28 protein-coding genes are annotated in these 25020 nt (G+C 24.9%); 19 read left to right on the forward strand and 9 right to left on the reverse strand.

Features of this window, described 5'->3' with window-relative positions:
- Window positions 1-512 precede the first annotated feature (512 nt).
- Window positions 513-1361, forward strand: a complete 849-nt coding sequence (locus tag ACNSOS_RS00170; RefSeq protein ID WP_418185460.1) for a hypothetical protein — start codon at window positions 513-515, stop codon at window positions 1359-1361.
- Between the two features lie 43 nt (window positions 1362-1404).
- Here ACNSOS_RS00170 and ACNSOS_RS00175 read toward each other — a convergent pair whose 3' ends face one another.
- Window positions 1405-1632: a DNA-binding protein gene (locus tag ACNSOS_RS00175; protein ID WP_418185461.1), complete on the reverse strand. Its 228-nt coding sequence runs from the start codon at window positions 1630-1632 to the stop codon at window positions 1405-1407.
- A gap of 146 nt (window positions 1633-1778) precedes the next feature.
- Between ACNSOS_RS00175 and ACNSOS_RS00180 the strand changes: the two genes are divergently transcribed.
- The 13 genes from ACNSOS_RS00180 (at window position 1779) to ACNSOS_RS00240 (ending at window position 14586) form a co-directional block, all read left to right on the forward strand.
- A complete protein-coding gene (locus ACNSOS_RS00180; protein WP_418179005.1) occupies window positions 1779-2039 on the forward strand; it encodes a hypothetical protein in 261 nt (86 codons plus the stop codon).
- 186 nt (window positions 2040-2225) lie between these two features.
- A complete protein-coding gene (locus ACNSOS_RS00185; RefSeq protein ID WP_418185462.1) occupies window positions 2226-3047 on the forward strand; it encodes a DUF932 domain-containing protein in 822 nt (273 codons plus the stop codon).
- Between the two features lie 10 nt (window positions 3048-3057).
- On the forward strand, window positions 3058-3669 hold the full coding sequence (locus ACNSOS_RS00190) for a siphovirus Gp157 family protein (RefSeq protein WP_418185463.1): 612 nt from the start codon (window positions 3058-3060) through the stop codon (window positions 3667-3669).
- Between the two features lie 117 nt (window positions 3670-3786).
- Complete coding sequence (locus ACNSOS_RS00195; RefSeq protein ID WP_152059515.1) at window positions 3787-4509, forward strand: Rad52/Rad22 family DNA repair protein; 723 nt, start codon at window positions 3787-3789, stop codon at window positions 4507-4509.
- 12 nt (window positions 4510-4521) lie between these two features.
- Window positions 4522-4752, forward strand: a complete 231-nt coding sequence (locus tag ACNSOS_RS00200; RefSeq protein ID WP_418185464.1) for a hypothetical protein — start codon at window positions 4522-4524, stop codon at window positions 4750-4752.
- Window positions 4753-5238, forward strand: coding sequence for a DUF2958 domain-containing protein (locus ACNSOS_RS00205; protein ID WP_418185465.1), 486 nt, complete (start codon window positions 4753-4755; stop codon window positions 5236-5238). It begins immediately after the preceding gene.
- Window positions 5222-5437 carry a DNA-binding protein gene (locus ACNSOS_RS00210; protein WP_418185466.1) on the forward strand — a complete coding sequence of 72 codons (216 nt, stop codon included), beginning with the start codon at window positions 5222-5224 and terminating at the stop codon, window positions 5435-5437. Before ACNSOS_RS00205 ends, ACNSOS_RS00210 begins: the two co-directional genes overlap by 17 nt.
- 232 nt (window positions 5438-5669) lie before the next feature.
- Window positions 5670-6605 (forward strand): hypothetical protein, encoded by a 936-nt coding sequence (locus ACNSOS_RS00215; protein ID WP_418185467.1) that lies wholly within the window; start codon window positions 5670-5672, stop codon window positions 6603-6605.
- 257 nt (window positions 6606-6862) lie between these two features.
- Entirely contained in the window at window positions 6863-7930 is a 1068-nt protein-coding gene (locus ACNSOS_RS00220; RefSeq protein WP_418185468.1) for an ABC-three component system protein, read from the forward strand.
- Window positions 7923-8408, forward strand: coding sequence for an ABC-three component system middle component 2 (locus ACNSOS_RS00225; RefSeq protein ID WP_418185469.1), 486 nt, complete (start codon window positions 7923-7925; stop codon window positions 8406-8408). The genes ACNSOS_RS00220 and ACNSOS_RS00225 overlap by 8 nt, the downstream gene beginning before the upstream one ends.
- Window positions 8401-10212: an AAA family ATPase gene (locus tag ACNSOS_RS00230; RefSeq protein WP_418185470.1), complete on the forward strand. Its 1812-nt coding sequence runs from the start codon at window positions 8401-8403 to the stop codon at window positions 10210-10212. The genes ACNSOS_RS00225 and ACNSOS_RS00230 overlap by 8 nt, the downstream gene beginning before the upstream one ends.
- Window positions 10213-10214: 2 nt before the next feature.
- Window positions 10215-11963 (forward strand): hypothetical protein, encoded by a 1749-nt coding sequence (locus ACNSOS_RS00235; protein WP_418185471.1) that lies wholly within the window; start codon window positions 10215-10217, stop codon window positions 11961-11963.
- A 286-nt stretch (window positions 11964-12249) separates the two neighbouring features.
- Window positions 12250-14586 (forward strand): NERD domain-containing protein, encoded by a 2337-nt coding sequence (locus ACNSOS_RS00240; RefSeq protein ID WP_418186318.1) that lies wholly within the window; start codon window positions 12250-12252, stop codon window positions 14584-14586.
- A gap of 149 nt (window positions 14587-14735) precedes the next feature.
- Here the strand turns inward: ACNSOS_RS00240 and ACNSOS_RS00245 are convergent, their stop codons facing one another.
- Window positions 14736-14993 carry a helix-turn-helix domain-containing protein gene (locus ACNSOS_RS00245; protein WP_418185472.1) on the reverse strand — a complete coding sequence of 86 codons (258 nt, stop codon included), beginning with the start codon at window positions 14991-14993 and terminating at the stop codon, window positions 14736-14738.
- A gap of 348 nt (window positions 14994-15341) precedes the next feature.
- Between ACNSOS_RS00245 and ACNSOS_RS00250 the strand changes: the two genes are divergently transcribed.
- The 5 genes from ACNSOS_RS00250 to ACNSOS_RS00270 all read left to right on the forward strand — a co-directional run bounded on the left by ACNSOS_RS00250 (window position 15342) and on the right by ACNSOS_RS00270 (window position 17748).
- Window positions 15342-15902, forward strand: a complete 561-nt coding sequence (locus ACNSOS_RS00250; RefSeq protein ID WP_418185473.1) for a hypothetical protein — start codon at window positions 15342-15344, stop codon at window positions 15900-15902.
- A gap of 10 nt (window positions 15903-15912) precedes the next feature.
- Entirely contained in the window at window positions 15913-16317 is a 405-nt protein-coding gene (locus tag ACNSOS_RS00255; RefSeq protein ID WP_418185474.1) for a hypothetical protein, read from the forward strand.
- A 13-nt stretch (window positions 16318-16330) separates the two neighbouring features.
- Entirely contained in the window at window positions 16331-17074 is a 744-nt protein-coding gene (locus ACNSOS_RS00260; protein WP_418185475.1) for a hypothetical protein, read from the forward strand.
- A gap of 80 nt (window positions 17075-17154) precedes the next feature.
- Complete coding sequence (locus tag ACNSOS_RS00265) at window positions 17155-17298, forward strand: hypothetical protein (RefSeq protein WP_418185476.1); 144 nt, start codon at window positions 17155-17157, stop codon at window positions 17296-17298.
- A gap of 198 nt (window positions 17299-17496) precedes the next feature.
- On the forward strand, window positions 17497-17748 hold the full coding sequence (locus ACNSOS_RS00270) for a helix-turn-helix domain-containing protein (protein WP_418185477.1): 252 nt from the start codon (window positions 17497-17499) through the stop codon (window positions 17746-17748).
- On the opposite strand, the gene ACNSOS_RS00275 is transcribed toward ACNSOS_RS00270, so the two are convergent.
- The 7 genes from ACNSOS_RS00275 to ACNSOS_RS00305 form a co-directional block, all read right to left on the reverse strand.
- The gene (locus ACNSOS_RS00275) at window positions 17740-18885 is read right to left on the reverse strand and encodes a Fic family protein (RefSeq protein WP_418185478.1); all 1146 of its coding nucleotides are present in this window, start codon (window positions 18883-18885) and stop codon (window positions 17740-17742) included. The two genes, ACNSOS_RS00270 and ACNSOS_RS00275, sit on opposite strands and share 9 nt — an antisense overlap.
- Window positions 18886-18977: 92 nt before the next feature.
- The gene (locus ACNSOS_RS00280) at window positions 18978-20270 is read right to left on the reverse strand and encodes a tyrosine-type recombinase/integrase (protein ID WP_418185479.1); all 1293 of its coding nucleotides are present in this window, start codon (window positions 20268-20270) and stop codon (window positions 18978-18980) included.
- A 159-nt stretch (window positions 20271-20429) separates the two neighbouring features.
- Window positions 20430-21488 (reverse strand): RIP metalloprotease RseP, encoded by a 1059-nt coding sequence (rseP, locus tag ACNSOS_RS00285; protein WP_418185480.1) that lies wholly within the window; start codon window positions 21486-21488, stop codon window positions 20430-20432.
- Between the two features lie 9 nt (window positions 21489-21497).
- Window positions 21498-22040, reverse strand: coding sequence for a CDP-diacylglycerol--glycerol-3-phosphate 3-phosphatidyltransferase (gene pgsA, locus ACNSOS_RS00290; RefSeq protein ID WP_418185481.1), 543 nt, complete (start codon window positions 22038-22040; stop codon window positions 21498-21500).
- Window positions 22040-22819 carry an enoyl-ACP reductase gene (locus ACNSOS_RS00295; RefSeq protein WP_418185482.1) on the reverse strand — a complete coding sequence of 260 codons (780 nt, stop codon included), beginning with the start codon at window positions 22817-22819 and terminating at the stop codon, window positions 22040-22042. The genes pgsA and ACNSOS_RS00295 overlap by 1 nt, the downstream gene beginning before the upstream one ends.
- Window positions 22819-23706 carry a 4-hydroxy-tetrahydrodipicolinate synthase gene (dapA, locus tag ACNSOS_RS00300; RefSeq protein WP_113909132.1) on the reverse strand — a complete coding sequence of 296 codons (888 nt, stop codon included), beginning with the start codon at window positions 23704-23706 and terminating at the stop codon, window positions 22819-22821. Before dapA ends, ACNSOS_RS00295 begins: the two co-directional genes overlap by 1 nt.
- A 9-nt stretch (window positions 23707-23715) precedes the next feature.
- On the reverse strand, window positions 23716-24981 hold the full coding sequence (locus ACNSOS_RS00305) for a M16 family metallopeptidase (protein ID WP_418185483.1): 1266 nt from the start codon (window positions 24979-24981) through the stop codon (window positions 23716-23718).
- Window positions 24982-25020 lie beyond the last annotated feature (39 nt).

A 25020-nucleotide genomic window follows, 5' to 3' on the forward strand; every position in this document is an offset into this window, starting at 1 on the left:
TAGGGATAATATTGCATGTTGTACAATATTATCTAACATCAAATTAAATGTACATAATTATATAAAATATACTTTATTAATAGGATATGATTTTTATTGTAATCAATTTCAAGAAATATTTAAATACAAAATAAGTGAAGTAAAATATAGTTTTGTTAATGAACTTAGAACTTATGAAAAAAGTTTTGATCTATATTTTTATGTTTTAAATTTTTAATAAAACTCATTTCTTCTTTTTATATAAACTAATCACATATTGTATATAACTTTCTACTTGACTCCTTTTTTTAATTAGAAAGTTTTACGTATATTAATTATTAAAATTTAAAGTATATATCTACAATTAGTATAAAATAAATTATTAAATTCTATTAATAATTATATAAATAGTATTTTATTATTTAAAATTAATAATTATTAAATTTAATTAGTATTTTTAATAAAATAATTAGTATAATATAAGTATATAAAATTATAATAATCACTACAAAAAGGCTATAAAAGGAAATATATTGAGGAATATAAAGTTAATTTTAACGGATAATCTAAATAATACTACTATTTCTGGAAATGGAAATGAGGTATACAAATTCGATGTACTTGAATCAGATGAAGAAAAATTAAAAAAAATTGTTATTGATATAAATAAAAGTCAAAATGAAATGGTTTATTTAATAACTAATAAAAAAGATTTATTTGAATTTTTTAATAGAAATATTACTTGTGAATATTTTGATTCTGATAATGATGGCAAAAATTCAATTCCACAAAGAGAAATCAAAATAAATATTAATTCGTGGTTTCCTGGAATATTCCAAAATGTTAGAAATATTTTTTTTAATAATGCAAATGAAGTATTATTTAATTATGGAGATATTTTTCAAATTGATATAGAAAAACTAGTTAAAGGTACAACATACAATGTTAGTAATAGGAATGATCTTTCTAATTTACTTATTGAAGATTTAAATTTGATAAACTTCAAAGGAATTGTTACTTCAAGATTATGTGTTATTTTCTATAGATTGACATATTTTGATTTAAACGCATCAAAAGCTTCTATTGGTAGATTCTTTGCTAACCATTTTGAAAAGAGCAAATCATTTAAAATGAATTTGAATGGAAATCCTAATGGTTGGTTTTTTACAGAATTAAACAATAAAATTTTTAGAGGTTATAAAATAAAACCTTTAAAACTTGAAATACCAGATTCTACATTTGATTTAAAAATCAAAATAGCAAAGAATTTACTTCGTAATGATGTAAAACTTAAAATAGTTGCTGAATCCTTAGAAATCTCAGAAGAAGAACTTAAAGATGTTATTTATAACCAAACTAAAGCTTTATTCCCCATCTTATGATCCTTATACATATAAACGATAAAATTTGATTGGAGTAATCTGATTACTCCAAACCTTCTTTACTATCAAAAGCTCCAATAGTATTAGCAACTAAAAATCTAATAAGTTCAGTTCTACTTATATGGATTTTCTTTCCAATTTTTACAACTTCTAATTCGTTATTGTAAATCAACTTCTTAGCCATATCACTTTTTATAATCTTCATTTCTTCTATTTCTTTAAGATTAAAGATTACTCCTTGAGGTATTAACATATCGTATTTTTCAAACATTTTAAACTCCTGTGAATATTTTTTCACTAAAGAGGTCTGTAAATATTTTTTATAAATTTTTTAATTCCAATTTTTTTCAATCACATATCATAAGAGTAGACAAGGATAAGAATAAGTCCTTGTAAATAAAAATCTTAGGAGATGAAATGCAAATAGGAAAAAATCTAAAAAAGTGTAAAGAGGAAAATGGTTTGGTATTAAATATTCCTTCAAATTTAAACCAAAAACTAATTGATGGCTATAGAGTTAAACTCTTTTCAAAAATGAAAGATAGTTTGGAGAAGAAAAAATTATCTTTAGAAAAAGAAGAATTAGAGTTAAAAAAATTGGTAAGAGAAAATAGGGTTATAGATATAAAAAACCTATCCATAAATAATAGTTTTTATACTCCAATCTTAGGAGCTTAAAATGTCTCCTATGACAATACTATCTGTTGTAATTGCTATTGCAACTGCAATAAAAGAAGTCTTAAAAGATGAAGATAAAAAATAAGTTCAAAATGTTATGTATTTAAGTTGGTTAATTTACTTACAAATAGTAATTAAAAGATAAACCTAACAATTTAAAATCAAAAAATAAATAAGGAAAAATCCATGTCAAAAAATATAAAACCACTAACAAATGAAGAGTTAATTAGTGTTGCTCCATCAATTTTTAGTGAAAATCCAATTGAAGGTGTTAGTGATAAATATGCTTTTGTTCCAACATATAAACTTCTTGATACTTTTAGAGATGCTGGATACTATCCAATAATGGCTAGTGAAAGTAAAGTAAGAGATGAAGAAAATCAAGGTTATCAAAAACATATAATCCAATTTAGAAGTTTAGAAAATCTTCTTAGACCAAATGCAAAAGATGAATATGAAGATATTGTTTTAACAAACTCTCATAATAGAACATCTAGCTTTATTGTTGATTTGGCAATTTTTAGAATAGTTTGTTCTAATATGCTTGTTGTTCCATCTAAAAGCTTTATTCATACCTCTATTGTTCATGTTGGCTTTACTCAAGAAAAAGTAAAAAATGCAATTGAGGAAGTAACAAGCTATATTCCAAAAATAAAAGAGCAAGTGTCAACCTTTAAATCAATATATCTAACAAATGCAGAGATGCAAATGTTAGCTAATGCTGCAATAGATATTAGATTTGATACAAATACACACTATATTAAAGCTGATGAACTTTTAAAAGTAAACTATGAAGAAGATGAAGTAAATACTCTTTGGAGTGCTTATAATAGAATCCAAGAATCAATGATTAGAGGTGGTGTAAAGATGAAAAATCTAGTAACTAATAAAAACTTCACTTCAAAAGCTATCAATGGAATTGATGCAACTATTAAGTTTAATAAAGAACTCTTTAGTGCAGTTGAACAAGTTGCACAACTTAAATGTGATGGTTATTTAGTAGCTTAAAGGATTGTGTATGAGATTAGTAAATTATAAACTTCAAACACAAATGGAGAATTTAAATGAAAATAGTGATAATAAATACTTTAAAGAGTATTTAAAATCTATTTTAGAAGATCCAAATATACCTTACTTTCAAAAAGCTGATTATATTGGATTGTGCTTACAAGAGATAAACTCAAAAGTAGAGTATATAGCTAATGATATAAAAGAGCTACAAGCTTATAAAAAGAGACTTCAAACTGCACTAACTCTAGCAAAAGAGTTAGTTGCAGATGTTTTAATTCAAAATGGTGTAGATAGAGTTGATGGAAATGTAATATCTTCAATAACCTTACAAAGTGAATCAATAACTACTAAACAAGAGATTGTTGTTCTTGATGAAAATGCTGTTATGACTTTGGGATATGTAAAGTTTGAACCGGATATTGAAGCAATAAAAGTAGCACTAGAAACCCCAAAAGGGAAAAAAGAGTTAAAAGATATTGTAACAACGATTACAGAAACTTCAACAAATAAAGCAAAAGTTAAAGTAAATGCTAAAAAGAAGAGTTCATCTAATGAAGCTATAACTATTGAACTTCTAAGTAATGACATAGATGACGGCTCTTTAAAAGATGTTGCTTAATTAATATTCCTCTCAAATAAGCAATAACTAAAAACTTTAACTATTTTCAAAAACACATAATCATATAAAACGCATAAACAAAAATCAATATAAAAAAAATATATAAAGGAGAATAAAATGTTCACAAAAGAACAAATAGAGTCTTTAAATAAAGAACTTGATAGTAAAAGAGTTAAAAATAGAAGTAAAGGAAATATCAACCTTTCATATTTAGAAGGATTTGATATATTTGAAACTGCAAACTCTATATTTGGATTTGGTAATTGGAGTTATACAATTACTAAATTAGAACAAGTAAGCCAAGAGTATAATCAAAATGAAAATGTAGTCTTGTGCTATAAAGCAATAGTAAATTTAAAAATTTATAACCAAACTCATACAACTTTTATAGAAAAAGAGGATGTAGGATTTGGTACAGGAATTTCAAAAACTTTAGCAGATGCAAATGAATCAGCCTCAAAAGAAGCTGTAACAGATGCAATTAAAAGAGCTTTTAGAAGCTTTGGTAATCAGTTTGGAAACTCTTTGTATGATAAGAGTAGAAATCTAAATCAAAGTGATACATCATCTACTTATCAACAAGAATCAAACCATAATCAAAGCCAACAAAGAAATAATCAATACTCTCATCCAAATATAAAACAAAATCAATCAACTTCATTTAACCAATATGAGTATCAATCACTTTATAATCTTGGATTAAATATTGTTGAACAAAATGGATTTTTAATTGTAACAGGTGATGATATATACTCTAAGAAAGATTCAATTAAAGCTTGTGGATTTAGATTTGATAGTAAATCAAAGAGTTGGTATAAAGCCATAGAAAATGTTGCTTAAAGTGGAGCTTTCATGAAAAACTATATATTTTACACTCAAGAGGGATTTACTTATGATAAATCCCATAAGCTTACACATAATATGCAACTGTTAGGAACTGGAAAAGGAAATAATATTGATGAAGCATTTAAGAATTTCAAAGAGGAGCAATCTTATTTATTACATCAAGATTATGACAAAGTAATAGCTGTACAAATAGTTTCTAGTTCAATAATGAATTTAAGATTAAAAGGAGACAAATAAATGAGTTTAATACTACAACATATAATTAATAAAATTCCAAATCTATATGAAACTGAAAATGAAGAAGAAAAAATATGTTATGTAAAATTATTTTTGCCAAGCTCTAACTGGACTTGGTACATAATAGAAATTGATAAATCAGATAATAATACTTGCTATGCTTTAGTAGATGGCTTTGAACAAGAACTAGGATATTTCACAATTCGTGAGCTTGAAAATCTAAAAGGTCTATTTGGATTAAAAGTTGAGTTAGATACAAGCTTTAACACCACAAAATTATCAAAGATTAAAGGAGCTAAAATGTTGGCATTTGACTATTACATAATCAAAGAGAGTAAAAATAAATTCAAAGATTGGACTAAAGCAGGACTTGGGAATTTACAAAAACAGTACAAAAAACTTCAAGATAAAAAAGAGAGAAAAAGAGTTAAAAAAATATTGGATGATTTTAATAAGATAGGAGATAAAAATGAGTACAGATTATAATTTAATAATCCCAAATAAAATACTTTTTAATTTAAAAGAGATTGAAGAAATTGGGTTAATAAAAACGGATATGGCAAAAAAGCTAGTTTACAATGGATATTTAGAAGTTGTAAAAATTGGAAATAAACTTCATATTTCAAGAGAGCAGCTTATTAATTATCTAGAATTAAATACACATTCTTCCAATAAAATAGCCTAAGCCTTAAATGGTTTAGGCTATATAAATATAATTTATTTTTTCATGATGTCTTTTAATTGGAAAAGATTTTATTGAAAAATATTAGAAAAATTAAAATATTTTAAATTTATAAAAAGCCAAATATTACAAATATTTTATATGTGTTTATAATAGCTGGTATCTATAACCAAATATTATAAATATTCTGATACTGATTACATATTATCTTCTATCTTATATTAGAGGTCATATTATGATTAGTGTTAATAATTACAAAGCATCTTATAATGTTGTAACAGGGTTAGATAGAATAAAGTTAAGAGTGGAGTTCTTTGATTTAAAGGAACAAAGTGAAATTATTACTGCTCTAAAAAGTTTATTATCAGATGGTATAGAGAAAATGTATTTTAAAGATACTTTTAACAATAATTCCTTGTTTATAAATGGATATTATCAAAAAAATAAGTATTTATCAATTATTGGTAGTTCTTATAACAAAAGTATATTTATAAAGAAGAAAAAAAATATAGTCCCTATATTTTCAGTTACAGTAGAGTTCGCAGGACTTAAAAGTTATAATTACAAAAAAGATAATCTTATGAATAAATATCTAATGAAGGTTATTAGTTATTTAAATTTAAATTTTATTAATTTTGAAGTAATAGGACTTGATTTGTTTGTGGATGTGGATAAACCATTTAAAAATATGTTTGCATTTTGTAATAAAAAAGTAGGTAAAGTAAAATATTACAAAACATTAGAAAAACAGTATAACATAGGAACTCACTACATAGAGAAATTTAATAATACACATAAAAATGTAATGAAAAGAGCATATCTGTATGATAAAAGCTTAAAAGAGAATCTATTGTTACCAATAACTAGATTTGAACTTAAAATTCAAACTCGATTTTTTAATAGAAATAAGATTGATGATCTTTTTGATAAGAAGATATTTTATACTAACTTGCTAAATAGATTAATAGAAAGCTATCATATCTTATATTTCAGAAGTATAATTGTAAAAAATATAGAACTTGATTCATATGCATTTTTTGAAGATACTATGAGAAGAAGAGATATATATAAGTTATTTTTAAATAATTATAGAATTATTCCAGATATTAGCAATGTAGTTGATGATTTAATTAATCTTCTTGTTTATTGTAATCGAGACTTACACATATGAAAATTTTAGTAAATTGGTTTTACTTAGGTTATTTTTTTGTTAAAACAAATAAATATTTAGTTGATTTTATTTTTTTCATAAAATATTGATACATAAAACAAATATTTATTAAATCAAAATTAATAATAAAGTTATTTAAAACATATTTTAGATAGGATTAAGGTATAAATTGTTTAGGAGACTTTGAATATATGGTAAAAGAAAATGAAATTTTATAGAAAAATTAAAAGAAGTTTTACTCTAAAAAATAGCCACTATTGAGTGATAAAATGGCATATATAAACTCTAATTTAATTTCTGCTGGAAAACCTATATTACCAATTGATAGAATAAAGTTAATGTCTCCTGATGATTGGGAATCATTAATTGAAGAATGGCTTGAAACGAAAGATACATATTATTTAAAAAATATAGAACGACTTGGAGGTGCAGGAGATTTAGGAGTAGATGTTATAGCCTATATTTCTGATCCAAAAACAAATCCAAATAATTATGAGTGGGACTGTTATCAATGTAAAAGATATTCAGCTCCACTAAGTCCTAGTAATATGTGGGTTGAGTTTGGCAAAGTTATTTATTATTCTTATAATAAAGATTATCCTGTACCAAATAATTATTATTTAATTGGAACAAATGGAATTGGAACTAAATTAAAAAAGTATTTGCAAGATTCTAAAAAATTAAAAGATGAATTAAAAAAACAGTGGAATTCTAAATGTAAAAATGAAATTACTGATACAAAGTCAATTCCACTAGAAGGAAAATTACTCGAATATTTTGAAAAGTTCAATTTTAATATTTTTAGTAAAATTGAACCCAAAATAATAGTTGAAGAACATAGCAAACATAAAAATCATTTGATGCGGTTTGGAGGAAACTTTCCTAAAAGAGAAGTATTGTCTATACCTGAAATTAAACAAGATGAAGAGCTAAGATATATTCAACAATTATTAAAAGCTTATAACACAGAAATAAAAGATAAAATAGAAACAATTCAAGACATAGTCACTACAAAATATAACAGACATTTTAATGATACAAGGAAAAGTTTTTATAAAGCAGAAGAATTAAGGGTATTAACAAGGGATAATTTACCTGATGAAATTTTTGATAATTTAAAAGAAGATGTTTATGATGGAATAATAAATACTTACGAAGATGAACACGATAATTCTTTTAAAAAAGTTAAATCAGTTGAAAACGAAGCAAGTAAGCTTGTTATAGATTCAAATCCCTTAAAAGAAATTTGTAGACCAATAGATAAAAAAGGGCTTTGTCACCATCTAGTTAATGATAATAAAATTAGTTGGGTTGAAAATGAATAATAAAATAAAATTATTTAATAATGAAATTGAAATGAGTTTAAGAATTTTGATCATATTAGAAAATATATATCCACAAAGTTTTGATATAGAAATGATAAATTATTTTGATTATTTTACTTTACATACAAAAGATATTGGAGGAGAAGAAAGTATTCATCCTGAACTACCAAATCGTTTTGGTGAATTATTAATCAAAAGAGATTTGATTCATTCTAGTTTGAAGCTTCTTATTTCTAGAGGTTTAGTAGAAATTAATTATACAGATAAAGGTATAGAGTATTTAGCAAGTGAACTTACAAGCCCATTTTTAGATAATCTAAATGAAGAATATACAAAAAACTTATCTAACAAAGTTAAATGGGTATGCGAAAAATTTAAAGATTCAACATATGAAAATATCAAACAATTTGTTGCAGAAAATAAATCAAAATGGGGTAGTGAAATATCATATTGCACGATAGGATTAATAAATGAGTAAATATGGATTTTTTATAAAGAGATTAGAATTAAGCGGTTCAGCTGTTGAAACAAAATCTATTCAGTTTGAAAAGGGGTTAAATGTAATTTTTGGCTCATCAGATACTGGAAAAACTTTTATATTTCAATGTATTAATTATATGTTAGGTGGAAGTACTCCCCCTAAATCTATACCTGAATCAGAAAACTATAATCTTGTAAGCTTAATAATTGAAACTTATGATGGTAAAGAATATAAATTAGAACGAAGTTTACACGGTGGAAATTTTAATTTATTTGATAACTCTACCAATAGTAGTAGAGTTATTGAAGCTTCAAATCAAAGTAATAATGAGACAATTTCTAGTTTTTTATTGAATATTTGTAATATTAATGGCAAAAAAGTAGGAAAAAATAAAAAGGGTACAACTCAAAATTTATATTTTCAAAATTTAAAAAAATATTTTGCAATTGATGAAGTTGCTATAGTTACTGAAAATTCTTTACTTACGACAGGACAATATATAGAAAAAACTTTTGATAAAAATACTTTAAAATTTTTGCTTACAGAAGAAGATGATAGTTCAATCGTATCAAGTCAAGAAAATAATAGTATTGATTTCAAAAAAGGAAAACTCGAACTATATAATGAGCTTATAATCCAACTTAATGAAGATTTGAAAGATTCTGAGTATGAAAAAATTGATGAACAAATTGAAAAGTTAGATGATTCTATTAAAAATTATAAAGAAATATATCTAAGTTCAAAAAGTGAATTAAATAAATATGACAATGAAAAAGATAGTTTAGTTAAAGCTATACATTTACAGGAAAATAAGTTAATAAATAAACAAGAAATACTTACAAGAGCTCAGTTGCTCAAAAAACAATACATTAGTGATATTGGTAGATTAAGAGCAACATTAGAGGCTGGACAGTATCTTGATGACACAAAAAACAAAAATTGCCCTGTATGTGATTCTGATATAAAAGAGATTGTCAATATCCCAGAACTTACAATAGCAACAAATGCAGAAATTTTGAAGATAAATTTATTATTAAAAGAGCTAGAAGAGAGCCAAAAAATTTTTATATTTGAAAAAGATGAAATTGAGACTAGCCTAGGGTCAAATAAAAAACGTTTAAACGAAGTAATTATTAAGATTCAAGAGGAAATAAAAGTTTTTTTAGAGGATTTATCCAAAAATATCAAGATATATTCTGATAAAAAACAAGAATTGTCTAGGGTGAAAACATTAAAAGAAAAACTAGATGAATATGTTCAAAAAAGAGATGCAATAAATGTTACTGATAAGAAAAAAGATGCTTCAAAAGTTGTTTTTCAAGAATTAACAAGTGCTTTGATGGTTCCTATTATTCAAGAGATAGAAGATATATTAAAAGCAATTAGTTTTGATAATCCAAAAGACCCAAAAATTGGATTTTCTGAAACATTACTTGATTTTGTAATTGATACAAAAAATAGAAAAGATTATGGTAAAGGATATAGAGCAATTTTATATGCCTCTTTTGTAATTGCTTTGTTGCAATATTTTAGAAATAAATCTTTTCAAATTGGATTTGTTTTAATTGATTCCCCATTGAATCCTTATAAAGGAGATGAAACAAAAGATGATGGTCCAGTACCAAATAATCTAGCAGATAATTTTTATAAATATCTTTATGAAAATGTTAAAAATGAACAAGTAATTATAATAGAGAATACACCATTATCACCAGAGTTGAAAAAATTGGTAAATCATTATGAGTTTACAAGAGAAAATGGATTTTTACCGAAACTTTCAAGTGGAGAGGCGAAAGTATAAATATGAGTAATAAGTTAGAAAAAATTGAAATAACAAACATTAAAGGTATTTCTAATAAACAGTTTAATGTTGATTTACATCCCAATAAACCAGCAATTTTTGTTGCACCAAATGGATTTGGAAAAAGTTCAATAGCATGTGCATTTGAATCATTAAAACCATCAAAATTAGAACTTGAAGAAAAGAATTTTCATCTAAAAAACGCAAGTTTACAGCCAGAACTAAAAGTTACATTTGACTCATCAAGTTTTATGGCAACTAATACTACAAATAGTATCACTAATAAATTTGATTATTATGTAATCAATAGTCCTTTATATGCAAAATGTACTAAGAGAAATACAGGAAGATTTACCGCAGTTTCTTCATCATTAGAATCAGAAAATATAGAATTAATATCAACAATACCTGATAGAATTGAATTTGAATATGCTATAAGTACAATGAGTGGTAAATTTGGAGTTAATGGGAAAATATTACCGAATATAAAATCAACATTGATGACTAACTTCGAATTTTGGTATTTATTTAGTAAAAAAGTAGATATAAAAGATTTTACTAAAAAAACAACTTTTGAAAATCCTTTAAATTCAATTATTGAAAGAATTAATACTCAGACAGGAACTTCTGAAGTTGTAAAAGATTTTATAGTTACTAATGAATTATCTAATTTATCAAATACAGTGCCATTAAAAAATTTAGCTGATATAATTAAAAAATTTGTAGATATTGAAATTGATTCATATTTAATGGCAATTGAAATTGTTTGGCTATCTCAAACAGGAACTTTTAAAAAGGCATTAGAATATTTATTATATACAAGAGAGAAAAAGTTATATAATGAACTTTTGAGTACTATTGATACAACAAGACATAAAATATCTGTTACTGAAAAGAAAAAAACTGCAAGTGCTTCTAAAAAAAGCTTGATTATAGAATTTCCTAGTGCAGACCAAATGTCAAATGGACAAAGAGATATTTTATCGTTTATTGCTCAAATTCAAAAAGCAAGAAGAGATTTTAAAAAGCAATATTGTATTTTAGTTATAGATGAAGTTTTTGATTATCTAGATGATGCCAATTTGGTGGCTTTTCAATATTATGTTACAAAATTAATAGAGGAATTTAAAGTACAGGATAGATATTTATATCCAATACTCTTAACCCATCTTGATCCAGTTCATTTTCAGCATTTTAGTTTTAATAAACATAAACTTCAGATAAGATATTTAGCTAGTAACACATCTAGAATATCTTCTGTCTTTTTAAATATAGTAAAGCATAGAAAACACCCTTCAATACAAGAAATAGTAAGTAAACATCATTTTCATTTTCATCCAGATGAAGTAAATTTAGAAAATGAATTTCAAACTTTAGCTCTAAAAAAATCATGGGGAAAATCACATAGTTTTTATACCATGGTTAAAAATGAGGTTGGTAAATATTTATCTTCCCATGATTATGATTCAATCGCAGTATTACTTGGAGTTAGAATTGAAATAGAAAAATTAGCATATGAAAAGCTATCAACACAGTTACTAAAAGATAAATTTATAGCTACACATAAAACAAAATTAAAATTAGAATTTTGTGAAGAAAGTGGAATTTCTATCCCTGAAATACATTATCTTTTAGGGTTAATTTATAATGATGATTTACATTGGCATGATCATAGAGATTATGAAACACCTTTAATTTCAAAGCTTGAAAATATGACTATTAAAAAAATGATACAAGAAATTTTTTTATGAAATTAGATTTTATATATTTTTATTCAAGCAAATTTTATAAAGGCATAATATGGGTTCATATACAGAATTAAGAATAGATGGTTATCCAGTTTATTCATCAAAAAGTTACTCAAGATATTAATATTTTAAATATATTGTACAAAAAATTAATATTAAATTAAATATTAAGGCTTATAATAATCTCAAATAATGAAGCAAACACTTTTATAAGTAAATAGTATCATGAATTATATTTTAAAGAATAAAGTTAATAAAATTTAAATGGCAAGGGTTGTAAGTGGCAAAAATGTATCCAAATAATATTACTATTTGTAATTCTCCAGCAGAAAAAAAATTATTTAATATATTTAAAAACTTTTCAGATGATTATCATATTATTCATAGTTTAGCATGGTTATCAAAAGAGATGATTAATACTACTAGATATTCTCCTGAAGGAGAAATTGATTTTGTGATAATAAATAAAGAATTTGGTATTTTGTGTATAGAGGTTAAAGGCGGTATAATCACATATAAAGAACATGCTTATTTCACTTCTAATAATACTCAAATAAAGAATCCATATCATCAAGTGAGAACTAATACACATTTTGTTAGGGAAAACATTACTACTATATTAAAAAATTATCTTATTGGTTATGCTGTTGGATTTCCTGATTGTATTGCTTCAAAATTAAATGACGATCATCCATTTATAACTTTTGATTTAAATGATCTTTCTAATTTAGAAAAGAAAATAGAAAATATTTTCTTTTATTGGAAAAAATCTTTTCCATATAAGAGTGCAATTAATGAATTAGATATGAAAAATCTTATTTCTTATCTTATGCCAACATCAATTGATGAATTAAATAATAAAATCATTTATGATAATAAAACTTGGCTAAGTTTATCTGAGCAACAAACTGATTCTTTAGATATTGCACTTAATAATGATAGGTTTTTTATTTCAGGAAGAGCAGGAACAGGAAAAACAATTATTGCAATTATATTAGCTAGATTATTATCTGAAAAATATAAAATTTTATTTTTAACATTTAATAAAATAATTAGTGAAAAAATATCAGGTGAATTGTCAGAAACAAGAAATGTGGAATGTAGTACTTTTCATAAATTTTTGATGAATTATAATACATTAGAGGATATAACAAATTCAGTAAATAATGAGAATAAAATATTTAAGCATATTATTGAATCGCAAGAAAATAATTTTGATGTTTTAATTATTGATGAAGCTCAGTCATTTAGTGCAGTATGGCTTACTTATTTATATAAATATTTTGAAAATAGAAAAATATATATATTTTCAGATGAATTACAATCTTTTACTCATGAAGGTAGAATCGATAATAATCAAATGAAAAAGATTTTATCTATTGAAAAAGAAATTACATTAACGCTAAATTATAGATCACCTTACAAAGTGTATAAAAGGTTACTTGAAATGTTTGATTCTTCTATTCAACAAGTTACACCTAGAAATCAAGATATTCTTGATTTAATAGAAATAGTTACTGATAATCCAAGACAAACAGTTCTAGATTGTATAAAAAATCTTGAAGAAAAAAATATTATAAAAGATAATATTACAATTTTAGTTTCTTCTATAGAAAGAAATAATTTAAAAAGTTTTAATTATGGTATAGAAGTACAAACTGTTCAAAAATATAGAGGAATGGAAAAACCAATAATTATTTATATTATGACATCGGGAAGTGAAAAAGATTTACATGAATTGTATGTCGCTTATTCACGTTCTACAACACAAACAATTGTAATTATTCCTGAACATATTTTTGCAAAGGGAAAATCTATATTTGAAGAAATTTTATTAAAATCAAATTTAACAGATGATAGTTTAAAAAATGAATTATCAAATAGAGGAAAAGTTTTTATTGATAAATTATTATCAAATTATAAAGAAAATAAGTTTAAAAATTTTTCAGTTTATTATAATGATAAATATTTCTTTTTTCCTAAAGAAAATCTTAATTTTTTGCAATCACTTTTAATAGATTATGTAAATTATAAATCAATATTAGCTGTAAAAGTAAGTGATTATAGTTTAAATAATGCTTATTTAATATTTGATAATAAAAGATATAATTTAGATTATGATTATTGTAAAACATGTAATACTCAAACATATAAATCAAAAGATTTTTGTTTTGGTTGTGATGAAAATCAATTTAGAAATATAGATATTGAACCAATAATTGATAATTTAAATAGTATTTATAATATAAAAGAAAGAAAAGAAAGAATAAAAGATTCTGAAATGAATGATTCTTTTAGAAGTTTAGGCAGACTCATTTTTACTGAGATAATTAATAAATTAAGTGATAAGACAATACTAATGCTTAATGAACAAAATAATTTAAAGTATATTAGCTGTATCATAGAATTTCTAATATATATTTATTATGAAAAAAATAGTAGTAATTTTTTTGATTTAGATGAATTAAGAATTTCAAGTAGAATAAAAATGTTAAATGGAATGGATGAAAATTGGGAAGTAACCTCAGGTTATTGTATAAATATATTTTTGTTACATAAATTATTTAAGAAAGCTGAAAAGAAGAAAAAATATTTTTTTAAATTTGATGAACTATTCAAAATATAAAAGATTTTTCTAATTTAAATAAGAGTTCTATTTATAGTAAGATGAGGTAAAAAAGTAAAAGTTATGATATATAGAATTCAAAATATTTTAGAATTAGAATAATTTAAATCTATTTTTAGTAGATATTATAAAAGTAAAAATAAGTTTTACTATATCCCTTCCTTAAAAAACTCACAAACATCAACTTCTAGAACATATGCTATTTTTAGTATATGTTCTATATTAAAATGGTTATTTTTATGATTTATCTCTGCACATGATATGATACTTACAGATTTATGTCCAATTTTATGGGCTAAATCTAATTGACTTATTCCTTTTTCTTTTCTGATTCTTTTTACATTTTGTCCAATAATCTTATGAAAATTATTTATATAAGTATCACTCATCTCATCAATATGTTTCAATTTAAACCTTTTTTTGACTTGTAATAGCAAGTTTTAAGTTTAATAAGATAGAATTTTTTATACAACTTGTAGTAACAAGAGAAATGCTAATAGAGATAAAATGAGGATTACTAATTTTAGTATTTAGAATTGTAGATATATACTGTAGCTATGACTTTTTAATAAACGTGCTAGTGTGTAGATTATAATGTAATGACAAAAGCTAGTAATACCTGTAAAATGAATCCTTATTGTAGTATCAGAGAATTATCTTTTAATTGCTAATGGTTTATATTTACCAAAAATGTATAGAAGTGATATAAAAGAACATTTGATAAAGTTTTTAGATTTAAAAAATAGGTGGATTGTATGTTTAGATGGATAAGTTATTTTTTTAACCACCTTTTTAATAGTGGAAAAGGTTTCTGTATTGGACCACCTGCGTCTGGAAAAACGACTTTAGTTAATTTTATACATAATAAAAAATTGATTGAAAGTCATATTCCTACAAATCAGGCTACAGAAGTTGGTAAAATGCTTGAATTAGGTGGAGATGAAACATTTGTTAAAAATCATTGGGAAAGATTAATGAATGATGATAAATATAAATATGTAGTTTATGTTTTTAGTACAGCAGATTATATTAAAAATTATATTATTGATGCAGATAATCAAAAAACATATCAAAAAATAGTCTATTTGCATTTATATTTTTTAAAAAATATTAATAAAGCTAAGAAGAAAATTATTATAGTTGGTACACATGTTGATAAATTGCCAAATGAAAAGGAAATTATTCAGAAAATATCAAAAGATTTAAATAATGTTATAGATGTCACTTTAACAAAAATATTTTTTGGTAGTTTTAAAGATATTGATGATGCAAAAATAATAACAAGTGATGTAGAAAAAACAACAAGTAATATATAAAGGAGTTTTTATGAGTGTTATAGCTTTTGTTCAGAGTAAAAATAATGATGGTATATTAATAGCAAAAGATGCTACTTTAGTATCAAAAGATGAAAAAGCAAAATTAAAATTAGATATTGAAGAGATATTTTTAAGATATAAAAACGTTAAAACTAGACCATTTTTTTCTACATATAAAAATAAGTATATATTTTTGGGAAAACATAAAATCATAGATACAGTTGGAAGAACTAGAGATTTTCTAATTTATTGGGATAAAAATGTAGATAAAGAATTAATAAATAAAACTGCAAATTTAATAGAAATTAGTGATGAATTTGATGTAAATAATTTACCAAAGCAAAAAAATATTAATTTTAAATTTATAATAGTAATCTCAATTATTATTATAATTATGTTGTTAATAAAATTATAAGAGGGGCGAATATATGATACTACCACTAAACGAAGAAAAATTATATTTAATGGAAATGACAGAGGATGGTAAAAGACTAAAAGAAAGTGGAATAGTTCCAATACTAAAAGAAAATAGTAATTTAGAAGAGGGTGTTGTGTATATAAAGTCACCATTTCAAGATAATGAATATTTTGATGTAATGAATTTTGATATATCTTCTTTTGAAAATTGGAAAAATATTTTATTTAAATTAGTTTCAAAATTGGGTGCTACAAAAATTAAAACAACTTTGGCTGTTGAATATAAATCTGTAGAAAATATTAATAGTAAAAATAATTTGGATTTAAAAGTTGATGGTAAAAAAAAGCTTATTTCAGGTCAAGCAACTTCAGAATATGAAAAAGAAAAAAATGAATTAAATACAAAAGAGATTAAACATATTCTTGAAGATGAAAAAGAAACTAATGGTGTTAAATCTTCACTAGAAAATCTTGAAACTTGGATATTGACTGAAAAAATAAATTTGAAAGCTCATCCGTTGCTTTTAGAACTTTATGAAGATTTTAAAGATGGAAGAACAATAAAAAGAACTAGTACAATTGAAATTAAAAGTATTATAACTGGTATAAATGATGTAAATAACGTATTAAAAGTTATGGCTGATGTATCAATACCATTATTTAAAGCTGGAGTAACTGCAAAATTATCTAATCTTGAAACAAGAAAATTTGAGAAATATGAAAATAAGAATTTAATGATAGAAATTATTTGTTAGGTTAATTAATATTTTGGTTTAAATAAATGCAATTAGGATTCATAATTTTTATATCATTAGGCTTTATATTAAGATTTACTATGTACAAAGAATATGAAGCCCTAATACTAGTTTCTACAATTTTTGTATTATGGAGTGAATTTACTAATTATGTTTGGGGAAGTTTGGCACTCTTTTCAATGATGATTGGTTATTTTATTGCAAGAATTTTTAAAAGAAGATAATTGATGTTCAAATTTATAATATTTTTCCATATTTAAATCTTTGAGTCGAATAATTAATATAATAGTGTCATAGAATGAGCCGATTAATGATTGTACTTGAGGGGGTATTCAATTTATCTAAGTTTATATGTATAAAATATTTGACAAAGATTAATATAAATAGTATTATTGACTAATATATTATACAAAAGGTTTTTCATGGATTTTTATGAATTAGGAAAAGAACTAGCAACTTTACGAAAAAGTAAAAATATATCTCAACAAACTCTAGCAAAAGATTTACATATTTCAAGAGCAACTATAAGCAATTTTGAAACAGGAAATAGTGTTGATATTGGTTTAAAAAAAGTATTACAAATTATAGATTATTTGGGCTATGAAATAAACATAAAAGAAAAACCACCATTTCCAGTTTTTGAAGATATTGTAAATGTAAAAACCTTATTTTAAATTAATTTCATACCTAACATTTCGACCAGCAGTACCATCTATTTGTTTTATACAACCAAATTCTACAAGGGCAGTTATATCTCTAACTGCTGTAGCTTTACTAACTTTTGTTAAAGATATATATTTTTTGGTATTTAATCCACCCTCAAAATTTTCATTTCCCACATCAAGTATTTTATTTAAAACTTTTATTTGTCTTTCATTTAGTCCTTTGCCTCTATGTTTATCCCAAAATTTTGTTTTTATTATAAGATACTCTATATTTTTTAGGGATTGTTTGATTGCTTCATTTAAAATATTTAAATGCCAAACAATCCAAGAAGTCAAATCAAACTCTTTATTTAAAAATAAATTTGTAGTTCTATCTAAAATGTCGTAATACCCTTTTCTATCCTTATTTATTGCTGTAGAAATAGAGTATAACTTAAATTGCATATTTGAGTTATTTTGTGAAAGAATATAATCTGTAATTGCTCTTGCAATTCTTCCATTACCATCATCATAAGGATGTATTATTACAAACCAAATATGAGCAAGTGCGGCTTTTATATAGATATTTTCAGAATTTTCATTACAATATTTTAAAAATTTTTTAATATCTTCATCAATTTTTTCAAGTGGAATTGCTTTATAGTGAACTTTTTCATGTCCTATTGCACCTGATACTACTTCCATATTACTATGACTTCTAAATTTTGCAATGTCAATTTTCTTTAGTTTACTATATTGTGTATGTTCAAATAGACAGTTATGCCAACCATGTAGTCTATCCAAATTTAAATCACTTTTATTTAAATTTGAATCAATTAAAATTTCTACTAAATTATCAGTTGCAATAGTTGAATACTTATCATTTTTTATATCAAAATCTTTATCTAGTTTTTTCTTAAAAGAAGAATGAACGCTTTGTCTTTTTAAAATCTCGCCCTCTATTAAAGATGTATTAATAGCTTCATCTGTTAATGTTTCAATTTCAATCTTTACTATATCATCACCACTAAATAGTTTTGAAATACCATCAAGTATTCCTCTATTGTACTCAATTTGAGTAAGTAAATCTGTTAGCTTTGATTTATCATATTTAAAATTCGGATAATCTTTATGTTGCCATATCCATTTTATAATAGTATTTTCCATTTTTTAACCTTTGAGCCGAATAATTAATATAATAGTATCATAAAATGAACCGATTATGAAGTCTAATCGTATCATTTTAAAAAATTATTAAACTAATTTTGTTCTAATATAATAATTGCTTGATTAATTTGTTCTTCTGTTGCGTTAGGATAAAGTTTTTTTATAGCCAAAAATTTATTATCTTCAATTTCAACATCAATTATATTTTCATTATTAGAGTTAATTAACATTTCAATAGTAGTTTGAGCTCCTAGAGCTAATTCAGAACCATCTGTTAGATAAGAACGCTGAGTTGTACTTAAATTTGTATGTGATAACATTTTTGAGACTGAAAATATATCTGCACCATTTCTTAGTGAAACTACTCCTACCATACTTCTTAAATCATGCATAACCATATTATGTATATCAATACTTCTCATACATTTTTTAAAATGATAAATTGCATTATCTCTTCCCATAGGAAAAATTTTACCAGTTGTTGTTTTTTGTTCTTTAATTGCATTTAATAAAATTGGCAGTAGTTTAAAAGTATGTTCTTTTTTATTTTTTGAATTTTCAGCAACTATTGTAAAAGCATTATTTTTGTAGTTTATATGTTCATGTTTTAATTGTAGGACTTCATTAATTCTTCTTCCTGTAAGTAAAAATGCAAATATTCCTCTCATAATTGGATGTTCATATGATAGTAGAGCTTTTGAGATTTTAATTGCATCTTCATCACTTCCTTTAAATTTTCTTTCACTTGTATGCTTAGGAAATACAATCTTTTTCCAATTTAACATTACATCATTAAGTTCAAGAATAGGCTGCATTACTAATTTAATTGTTTTTATTGTTGTAGGTTTTTTCTTTTTCTCTATAGCTTCATTTATTAAATTTTGTATATGAGTTTCTGTTATATCATCAATAAGCATTTTGTCAAAAGCTTTCGACAAATAGTTTTTATAACAAACTTCATAAACTCTTATTGTGTTAGCTCTTTTATCAATTTTTTTAACATTTATCCAAGCTTGATATACATTTTCAAAACTTCTATCTTTGGGATTTATTTTGGGCAATTTTATACTTTCTGTTTTTAAAGTACCTTTTTCTTTTAATATCGTAATCATTTCATTTCGTTTTGAAATCATACTTTCAATAGCTCTTATAATAGATGTTCCTTTGGTAATATTAAAAACTTTCTTACCTCTACATCTTTTATTTTTGTATATTGCTTCAACTGCTATTTCAATTTTATAATTTCTATTTGGTGTAGATGTTACACCTTTAGATGTATATTTTTCTTCACTAGGTTTTAAAAGAATATACATTCCTTGAGCTCTTTTATCACCAGCTTCTAATTTAATTTTAAATGGTAAGATTTTTTCTTCTAAAGTAGCCATATTTACGCCTTTGGAGTTCAATCCCTACTTTTTTATGATTTTTTATAAAAAAGTAGGGATAATTGTAAATAATTGTATTTTAATATAGCTTAATGTATCTTTGTTAGAAACTACAAAAGCCTAAAAATAGGTATTTGTAGTTAGTTGTAATTATTTGTATTAGTTATTTAAGAATATTCTATTGATATCATTGTAAATTCCAAGAATCATCAAACATCCTAAAATTATCCATCCCATAATTGTTAAAAACATAAAAACTTGTTCACTCGGTTTTTTTCTAGTAATCATTTCATAAAGATTGAACATAATATGACCACCATCAAGTGCTGGAATTGGAAGAAGATTTAAAACTCCTAAATTTACAGAAATTAAAGCGGTAATTGTAAGTAAAGCTATAAATGAACTTTCGCTAGCATCACTTATAACCTTTCCAATAGTTATCACACCACCAATTTCACTAGATGGAATAATCCCTGAAATCAATTTTTGAATACCCTGAAAAATCATAGTAGAAGCAAAAATAGTTTTTTCATAAGCATATACTAAAGCTTGAGGAATAGTCAATTCTAGTGTTATTACTTTTCCTGAAGGAGCTATTCCTATCATCCTTTTTTGAATTTTTTCATTAAATATATTTTGGCTATCACTAATTTGCGGAGCTATTGTTTTTACTAAAATTTGATTATTTCTTTTTACAAAAAATTGTAAAGCACCTTGTGTTGTTGTTATGATTTTTCCTATTTCATCCCAAGATTTTATTTCTGATTCATTTATTCTTATTATCTCGTCATTTGCCATTAAACCAGCATAAAAAGCAGGAGAATGTTCTTGAACATTCCCTATTTGAGCTGCCCATGTGTTTGCTCCCATTAGTGCAATAGTAAAGTAAAGAATAGCAGCTAAAATAAAGTTTGCAAAAGGTCCTGCAAATAAAATTATAATTCTTTGCCAAGGTTTTTTAGTGTTGTATGAATCATTCCCAGTTTCAACCAAAGTTGGTTTTGAATCATCTTGACCTTTCATTTGAACATAACCACCAAGAGGAATCATTGCAAATTGCCAAGTTGTTCCAGCCCAATATTTAGAATATATTGCTTTTCCAAAACCTATTGAAAACTTTTCAACTTTTACTCCAAAATATCTTGCAGCTAAAAAGTGTCCTAATTCATGAAAAAAAACTAAAAAAGATAAAACTAATATAAAAGTTATAGTTCCCAAAAAAAGCCCTTAATGTTTGAAATAATCTCTTGTATATTCATATCCTGAATATATAGTTAAAATAACAGCTAACCATAAAATATACGTTGCATAAGGCCAGTTCATAGTTAAAAATCCAATAGCAATCATTTGTACAACAGTTTTTATTTTTCCAGCCATTGTTGAAGCTACATCTTTTCCTTCACTAACTGCAACAACTCTAAGTCCAGTTATGAAAAATTCTCTTGAAAGTATTAAAAATACAGCCCAAGCACTTGCTCTATCAATTACCATAAGTCCTAAAAAACCAGCTAAGACTAACATTTTATCTGCAAGTGGGTCTAAAATACCACCCAATTTTGTCATTTGATTCCAAGCTCTTGCTATATAGCCATCAAAAAAGTCTGTAATAGAAGCTATTACAAAAATTAAACCTGCAAAATAATCAAACCAAGATATATGCCAAGATGAAAAAATAGGATTTTGTCTATCAATAAAAAACCATAGCATTAGCGGAGCTAATGCTATTCTAAAAAGTGCTAAAGTATTTGGAAGATTTAATGATTTTCTCATTACCTAAAAGTTGTCCCACCATCAACGATCAATGTATGTCCTGTTATCCAAGAAGCATCACTTGTACATAAAAAATAACAAGATTGTGCTAAATCTTCTGGCTGACCAATTCTATTTAAAGGAGAGTATTCAGCAGTCTTTGCTTTTACTTCTTCATAGTTTGTAAATGCTTTAAGTGCATCAGTATCTATTGGACCTCCTGAAACTGCATTTACTCTAATATTAAATTCACCTAATTCATTTGCAGCATATCTAACCATTGCTTCAACAGCTGCTTTATTTGTTCCATGACCTGCATAATTTTCAATATAAACTAAATTCCCAGTAGAACTTAAACTTACTATTGCTCCACCACCAATTTTTTGCATTCTTTTTGCTGCTTGTTGTGCTCCACATACAAAAGCGTTTACTGTTGCAGTATAAATATTGTTTAATCCTCTAGGTTTTAATTTCATAAATTTACCATAACCACCAACAACTGCTCTTCCATAAATCATAGCATTTGATATGAAAAAATCTACTCTATCAAAATCTTTATCTATTTCCTCAAATAGTTCTGCATATTTTTCAGGTTCTAAGATATTAAAAGGATATGCACAACATTTTACACCAAATTTATCTTCAACATCTTTACAGATTTCTTTGGCTATTTCGCCATTTGAATTGTAAGTAAATGCTACATTTATACCATTACTTGCGAATTTATAAACACACTCTTTACCAATACCTTTTGTTCCACCAGAAATTACTAAAGTTTTCCCTTGCATGTTATTACTCATTATTTAATTACCTCATATTTTATTAAAATCTTTTCTAAGTTTTTTATAGTTTCAGAACTTGGTTGTGTCAATGGAAGTCTAAATTCTAAAGTATCTAATAATCCAGATAAATACATTGCTGCTTTTATTGGTATTGGATTACTCTCACAAAATAGAATTTTATTTAATGGATAAAGTTCATTATGAATTGCTAAAGCAGTTTTAAAATCTCCTGATAATGCACTACTTACAAGTTTTGATTTTAAATTTGGAAGTAGATTTGATGTTACAGAAATTATCCCTTTTGCACCACTTGCAAGCATTGGGAAATCTACACTATCATCACCAGAAATTACTACAAAATCTTCTCTTTGAGAGATTATTGAAGTTGCTCTTTCTAAAGAACCAGTTGCTTCTTTTATACCTTTGATATTATCTATATCATCAAAAAGTCTAATGGCTGTTTCAGGAAGTAAATCAACTCCTGTTCTTCCAGGAACATTGTATAAAACAAAAGGAATATCTACAGAATTTGCTATTGCTTTGTAGTGTTGATATAGTCCTTCTTGTGTAGGCTTATTGTAATATGGGGCAATTGATAAAATAGCGTCTGCTCCAATATCTTGTGCAAATTTAGCAATATCACATGCTTCATGAGTTGCATTTGAACCAGCACCAGCAACAACTCTAACACCACTATTTTTACATGTCGCAACCGCAACTTCAATACACTCTTTATGCTCTTTGTGTGATAAAGTTGCACTTTCTCCTGTTGTTCCAACTGGAGAAACAGCATCTATTCCTTGTGCTATTTGTCTTTTAATTAATTGTTCATATTTTACTAAATCTACTTTACCATTTTTAAATGGGGTAACAAGTGCGGTCATCGAACCAATAACTGTTTCCATACTTTTCCTTTATTTATTTTCTTTTTTTAAAATAAGAGTTGTTGAATTTGATTTTACTAAATATTTTTTAGCAACTTCAACAATATCTTCAACTTTTAAATTTTCAAGTTTTTTTTCATAATCTAAAAGGGGTTTTATATTATCTCTTACAAGATAAGTTCCGTATAAAGATGCTACTTCACTTGAGCTTTCTAGTGAGAAGATAAAATCTGCTTTTGTATTTATTTTGATTTTATCTAAATCTTTTTGTGAAATTTCACCTTTTTGAATTTTTGCAATTATATCTAAAATCTCTTTTTCTATTTTTAAAGCATCAATATTTTCATTTGCAACAGCTAAAAACATAAATACACCAGGGTCTTTTAACTCCATATTATAAGCATAAACTGTATTTACTAATCTTTTTTCATCAACTAAATTTTTTTGTAAAATAGAGCTTTTACCACTACTTAGAAGTTGAGATAAAGCTGAAAGAGCTACTTGATCTTCATGTTCAAAATTTGGAATATGATAAGTCATAGCCAACATTTCAACTTCTGAATCTTTATATATAGTTACTTTTTTTTCTCCATCTTGCTTTGGTTCATTAGTATGAATAGCGTTTGGAATCTCTTTTGTATTTTTTATATTCTTAAAATGTTTTTCAACAAGTTCAAAAACTTCATCTTTTTTTATATCACCTGCAACAACTACAATCGCATTTTTTGGTTGATAGTAAGTTGAATGAAAATCTCTTATATCTTCTATTGTCCAGTTTTGAATATCACTCATAAATCCAATTGGAGTCCAGTGATATGGATGATAAATATAAGTGTTATTGAATAATCTAAATTGTAGATAACCCATTGGATTATTGTCTGTTCTCCAACGTCTTTCTTCAGCTACAACATCACGTTCTGGTTGAAATTCTTCATCTTTTAGAGTTAAATTTTGCATAAGTTCTGCAAATAACTCCAAAGATTTATCAGCATTTTTTGAAGATGATTTGATAAAATAGTGTGTATAATCAAAACTTGTTCCAGCATTGTTTACTCCGCCAAAACCTTTTACTATTTCATCAAATTCTCCTGATTTTAGATTTTTTGTAGATTTAAAGTTTAGGTGTTCTAGCATATGTGCTATTCCACTTTTTCCCATAACTTCATTTCTACTTCCAACTTTATAAAAAACATCAGTTGAAATTACATTCGAGCCATTCTCCATTGGAATTGCTACTATTTGTAAACCATTTTCCAAAGTTTTTGTGTAATATTTTGGCAAACTATTTGCACTCATTAATTCTCCCATAAAAATAAAAAATATAAAAAATTTAAA

It is taken from the genome of Aliarcobacter vitoriensis (assembly GCF_048320235.1).
GTDB lineage: Bacteria > Campylobacterota > Campylobacteria > Campylobacterales > Arcobacteraceae > Aliarcobacter > Aliarcobacter vitoriensis.

Coding starts and splice junctions, on each gene's coding strand:
- ACNSOS_RS00180 (WP_418179005.1), top strand. CDS start 1,779: ATGCAAATAGGAAAAAATCTAAAAAAGTGTAAAGAGGAAAATGGTTTG.
- ACNSOS_RS00195 (WP_152059515.1), top strand. CDS start 3,787: ATGTTCACAAAAGAACAAATAGAGTCTTTAAATAAAGAACTTGATAGT.
- ACNSOS_RS00175 (WP_418185461.1), bottom strand. CDS start 1,632: ATGTTTGAAAAATACGATATGTTAATACCTCAAGGAGTAATCTTTAAT.
- ACNSOS_RS00230 (WP_418185470.1), top strand. CDS start 8,401: ATGAGTAAATATGGATTTTTTATAAAGAGATTAGAATTAAGCGGTTCA.
- ACNSOS_RS00225 (WP_418185469.1), top strand. CDS start 7,923: ATGAATAATAAAATAAAATTATTTAATAATGAAATTGAAATGAGTTTA.
- ACNSOS_RS00250 (WP_418185473.1), top strand. CDS start 15,342: ATGTTTAGATGGATAAGTTATTTTTTTAACCACCTTTTTAATAGTGGA.
- ACNSOS_RS00255 (WP_418185474.1), top strand. CDS start 15,913: ATGAGTGTTATAGCTTTTGTTCAGAGTAAAAATAATGATGGTATATTA.
- ACNSOS_RS00240 (WP_418186318.1), top strand. CDS start 12,250: ATGTATCCAAATAATATTACTATTTGTAATTCTCCAGCAGAAAAAAAA.
- ACNSOS_RS00275 (WP_418185478.1), bottom strand. CDS start 18,885: ATGGAAAATACTATTATAAAATGGATATGGCAACATAAAGATTATCCG.
- ACNSOS_RS00260 (WP_418185475.1), top strand. CDS start 16,331: ATGATACTACCACTAAACGAAGAAAAATTATATTTAATGGAAATGACA.
- pgsA (WP_418185481.1), bottom strand. CDS start 22,040: ATGAGAAAATCATTAAATCTTCCAAATACTTTAGCACTTTTTAGAATA.
- ACNSOS_RS00190 (WP_418185463.1), top strand. CDS start 3,058: ATGAGATTAGTAAATTATAAACTTCAAACACAAATGGAGAATTTAAAT.
- ACNSOS_RS00265 (WP_418185476.1), top strand. CDS start 17,155: ATGTACAAAGAATATGAAGCCCTAATACTAGTTTCTACAATTTTTGTA.
- ACNSOS_RS00270 (WP_418185477.1), top strand. CDS start 17,497: ATGGATTTTTATGAATTAGGAAAAGAACTAGCAACTTTACGAAAAAGT.
- ACNSOS_RS00235 (WP_418185471.1), top strand. CDS start 10,215: ATGAGTAATAAGTTAGAAAAAATTGAAATAACAAACATTAAAGGTATT.
- ACNSOS_RS00305 (WP_418185483.1), bottom strand. CDS start 24,981: ATGAGTGCAAATAGTTTGCCAAAATATTACACAAAAACTTTGGAAAAT.
- ACNSOS_RS00215 (WP_418185467.1), top strand. CDS start 5,670: ATGATTAGTGTTAATAATTACAAAGCATCTTATAATGTTGTAACAGGG.
- ACNSOS_RS00185 (WP_418185462.1), top strand. CDS start 2,226: ATGTCAAAAAATATAAAACCACTAACAAATGAAGAGTTAATTAGTGTT.
- ACNSOS_RS00205 (WP_418185465.1), top strand. CDS start 4,753: ATGAGTTTAATACTACAACATATAATTAATAAAATTCCAAATCTATAT.
- ACNSOS_RS00295 (WP_418185482.1), bottom strand. CDS start 22,819: ATGAGTAATAACATGCAAGGGAAAACTTTAGTAATTTCTGGTGGAACA.
- dapA (WP_113909132.1), bottom strand. CDS start 23,706: ATGGAAACAGTTATTGGTTCGATGACCGCACTTGTTACCCCATTTAAA.
- ACNSOS_RS00280 (WP_418185479.1), bottom strand. CDS start 20,270: ATGGCTACTTTAGAAGAAAAAATCTTACCATTTAAAATTAAATTAGAA.
- ACNSOS_RS00210 (WP_418185466.1), top strand. CDS start 5,222: ATGAGTACAGATTATAATTTAATAATCCCAAATAAAATACTTTTTAAT.
- ACNSOS_RS00200 (WP_418185464.1), top strand. CDS start 4,522: ATGAAAAACTATATATTTTACACTCAAGAGGGATTTACTTATGATAAA.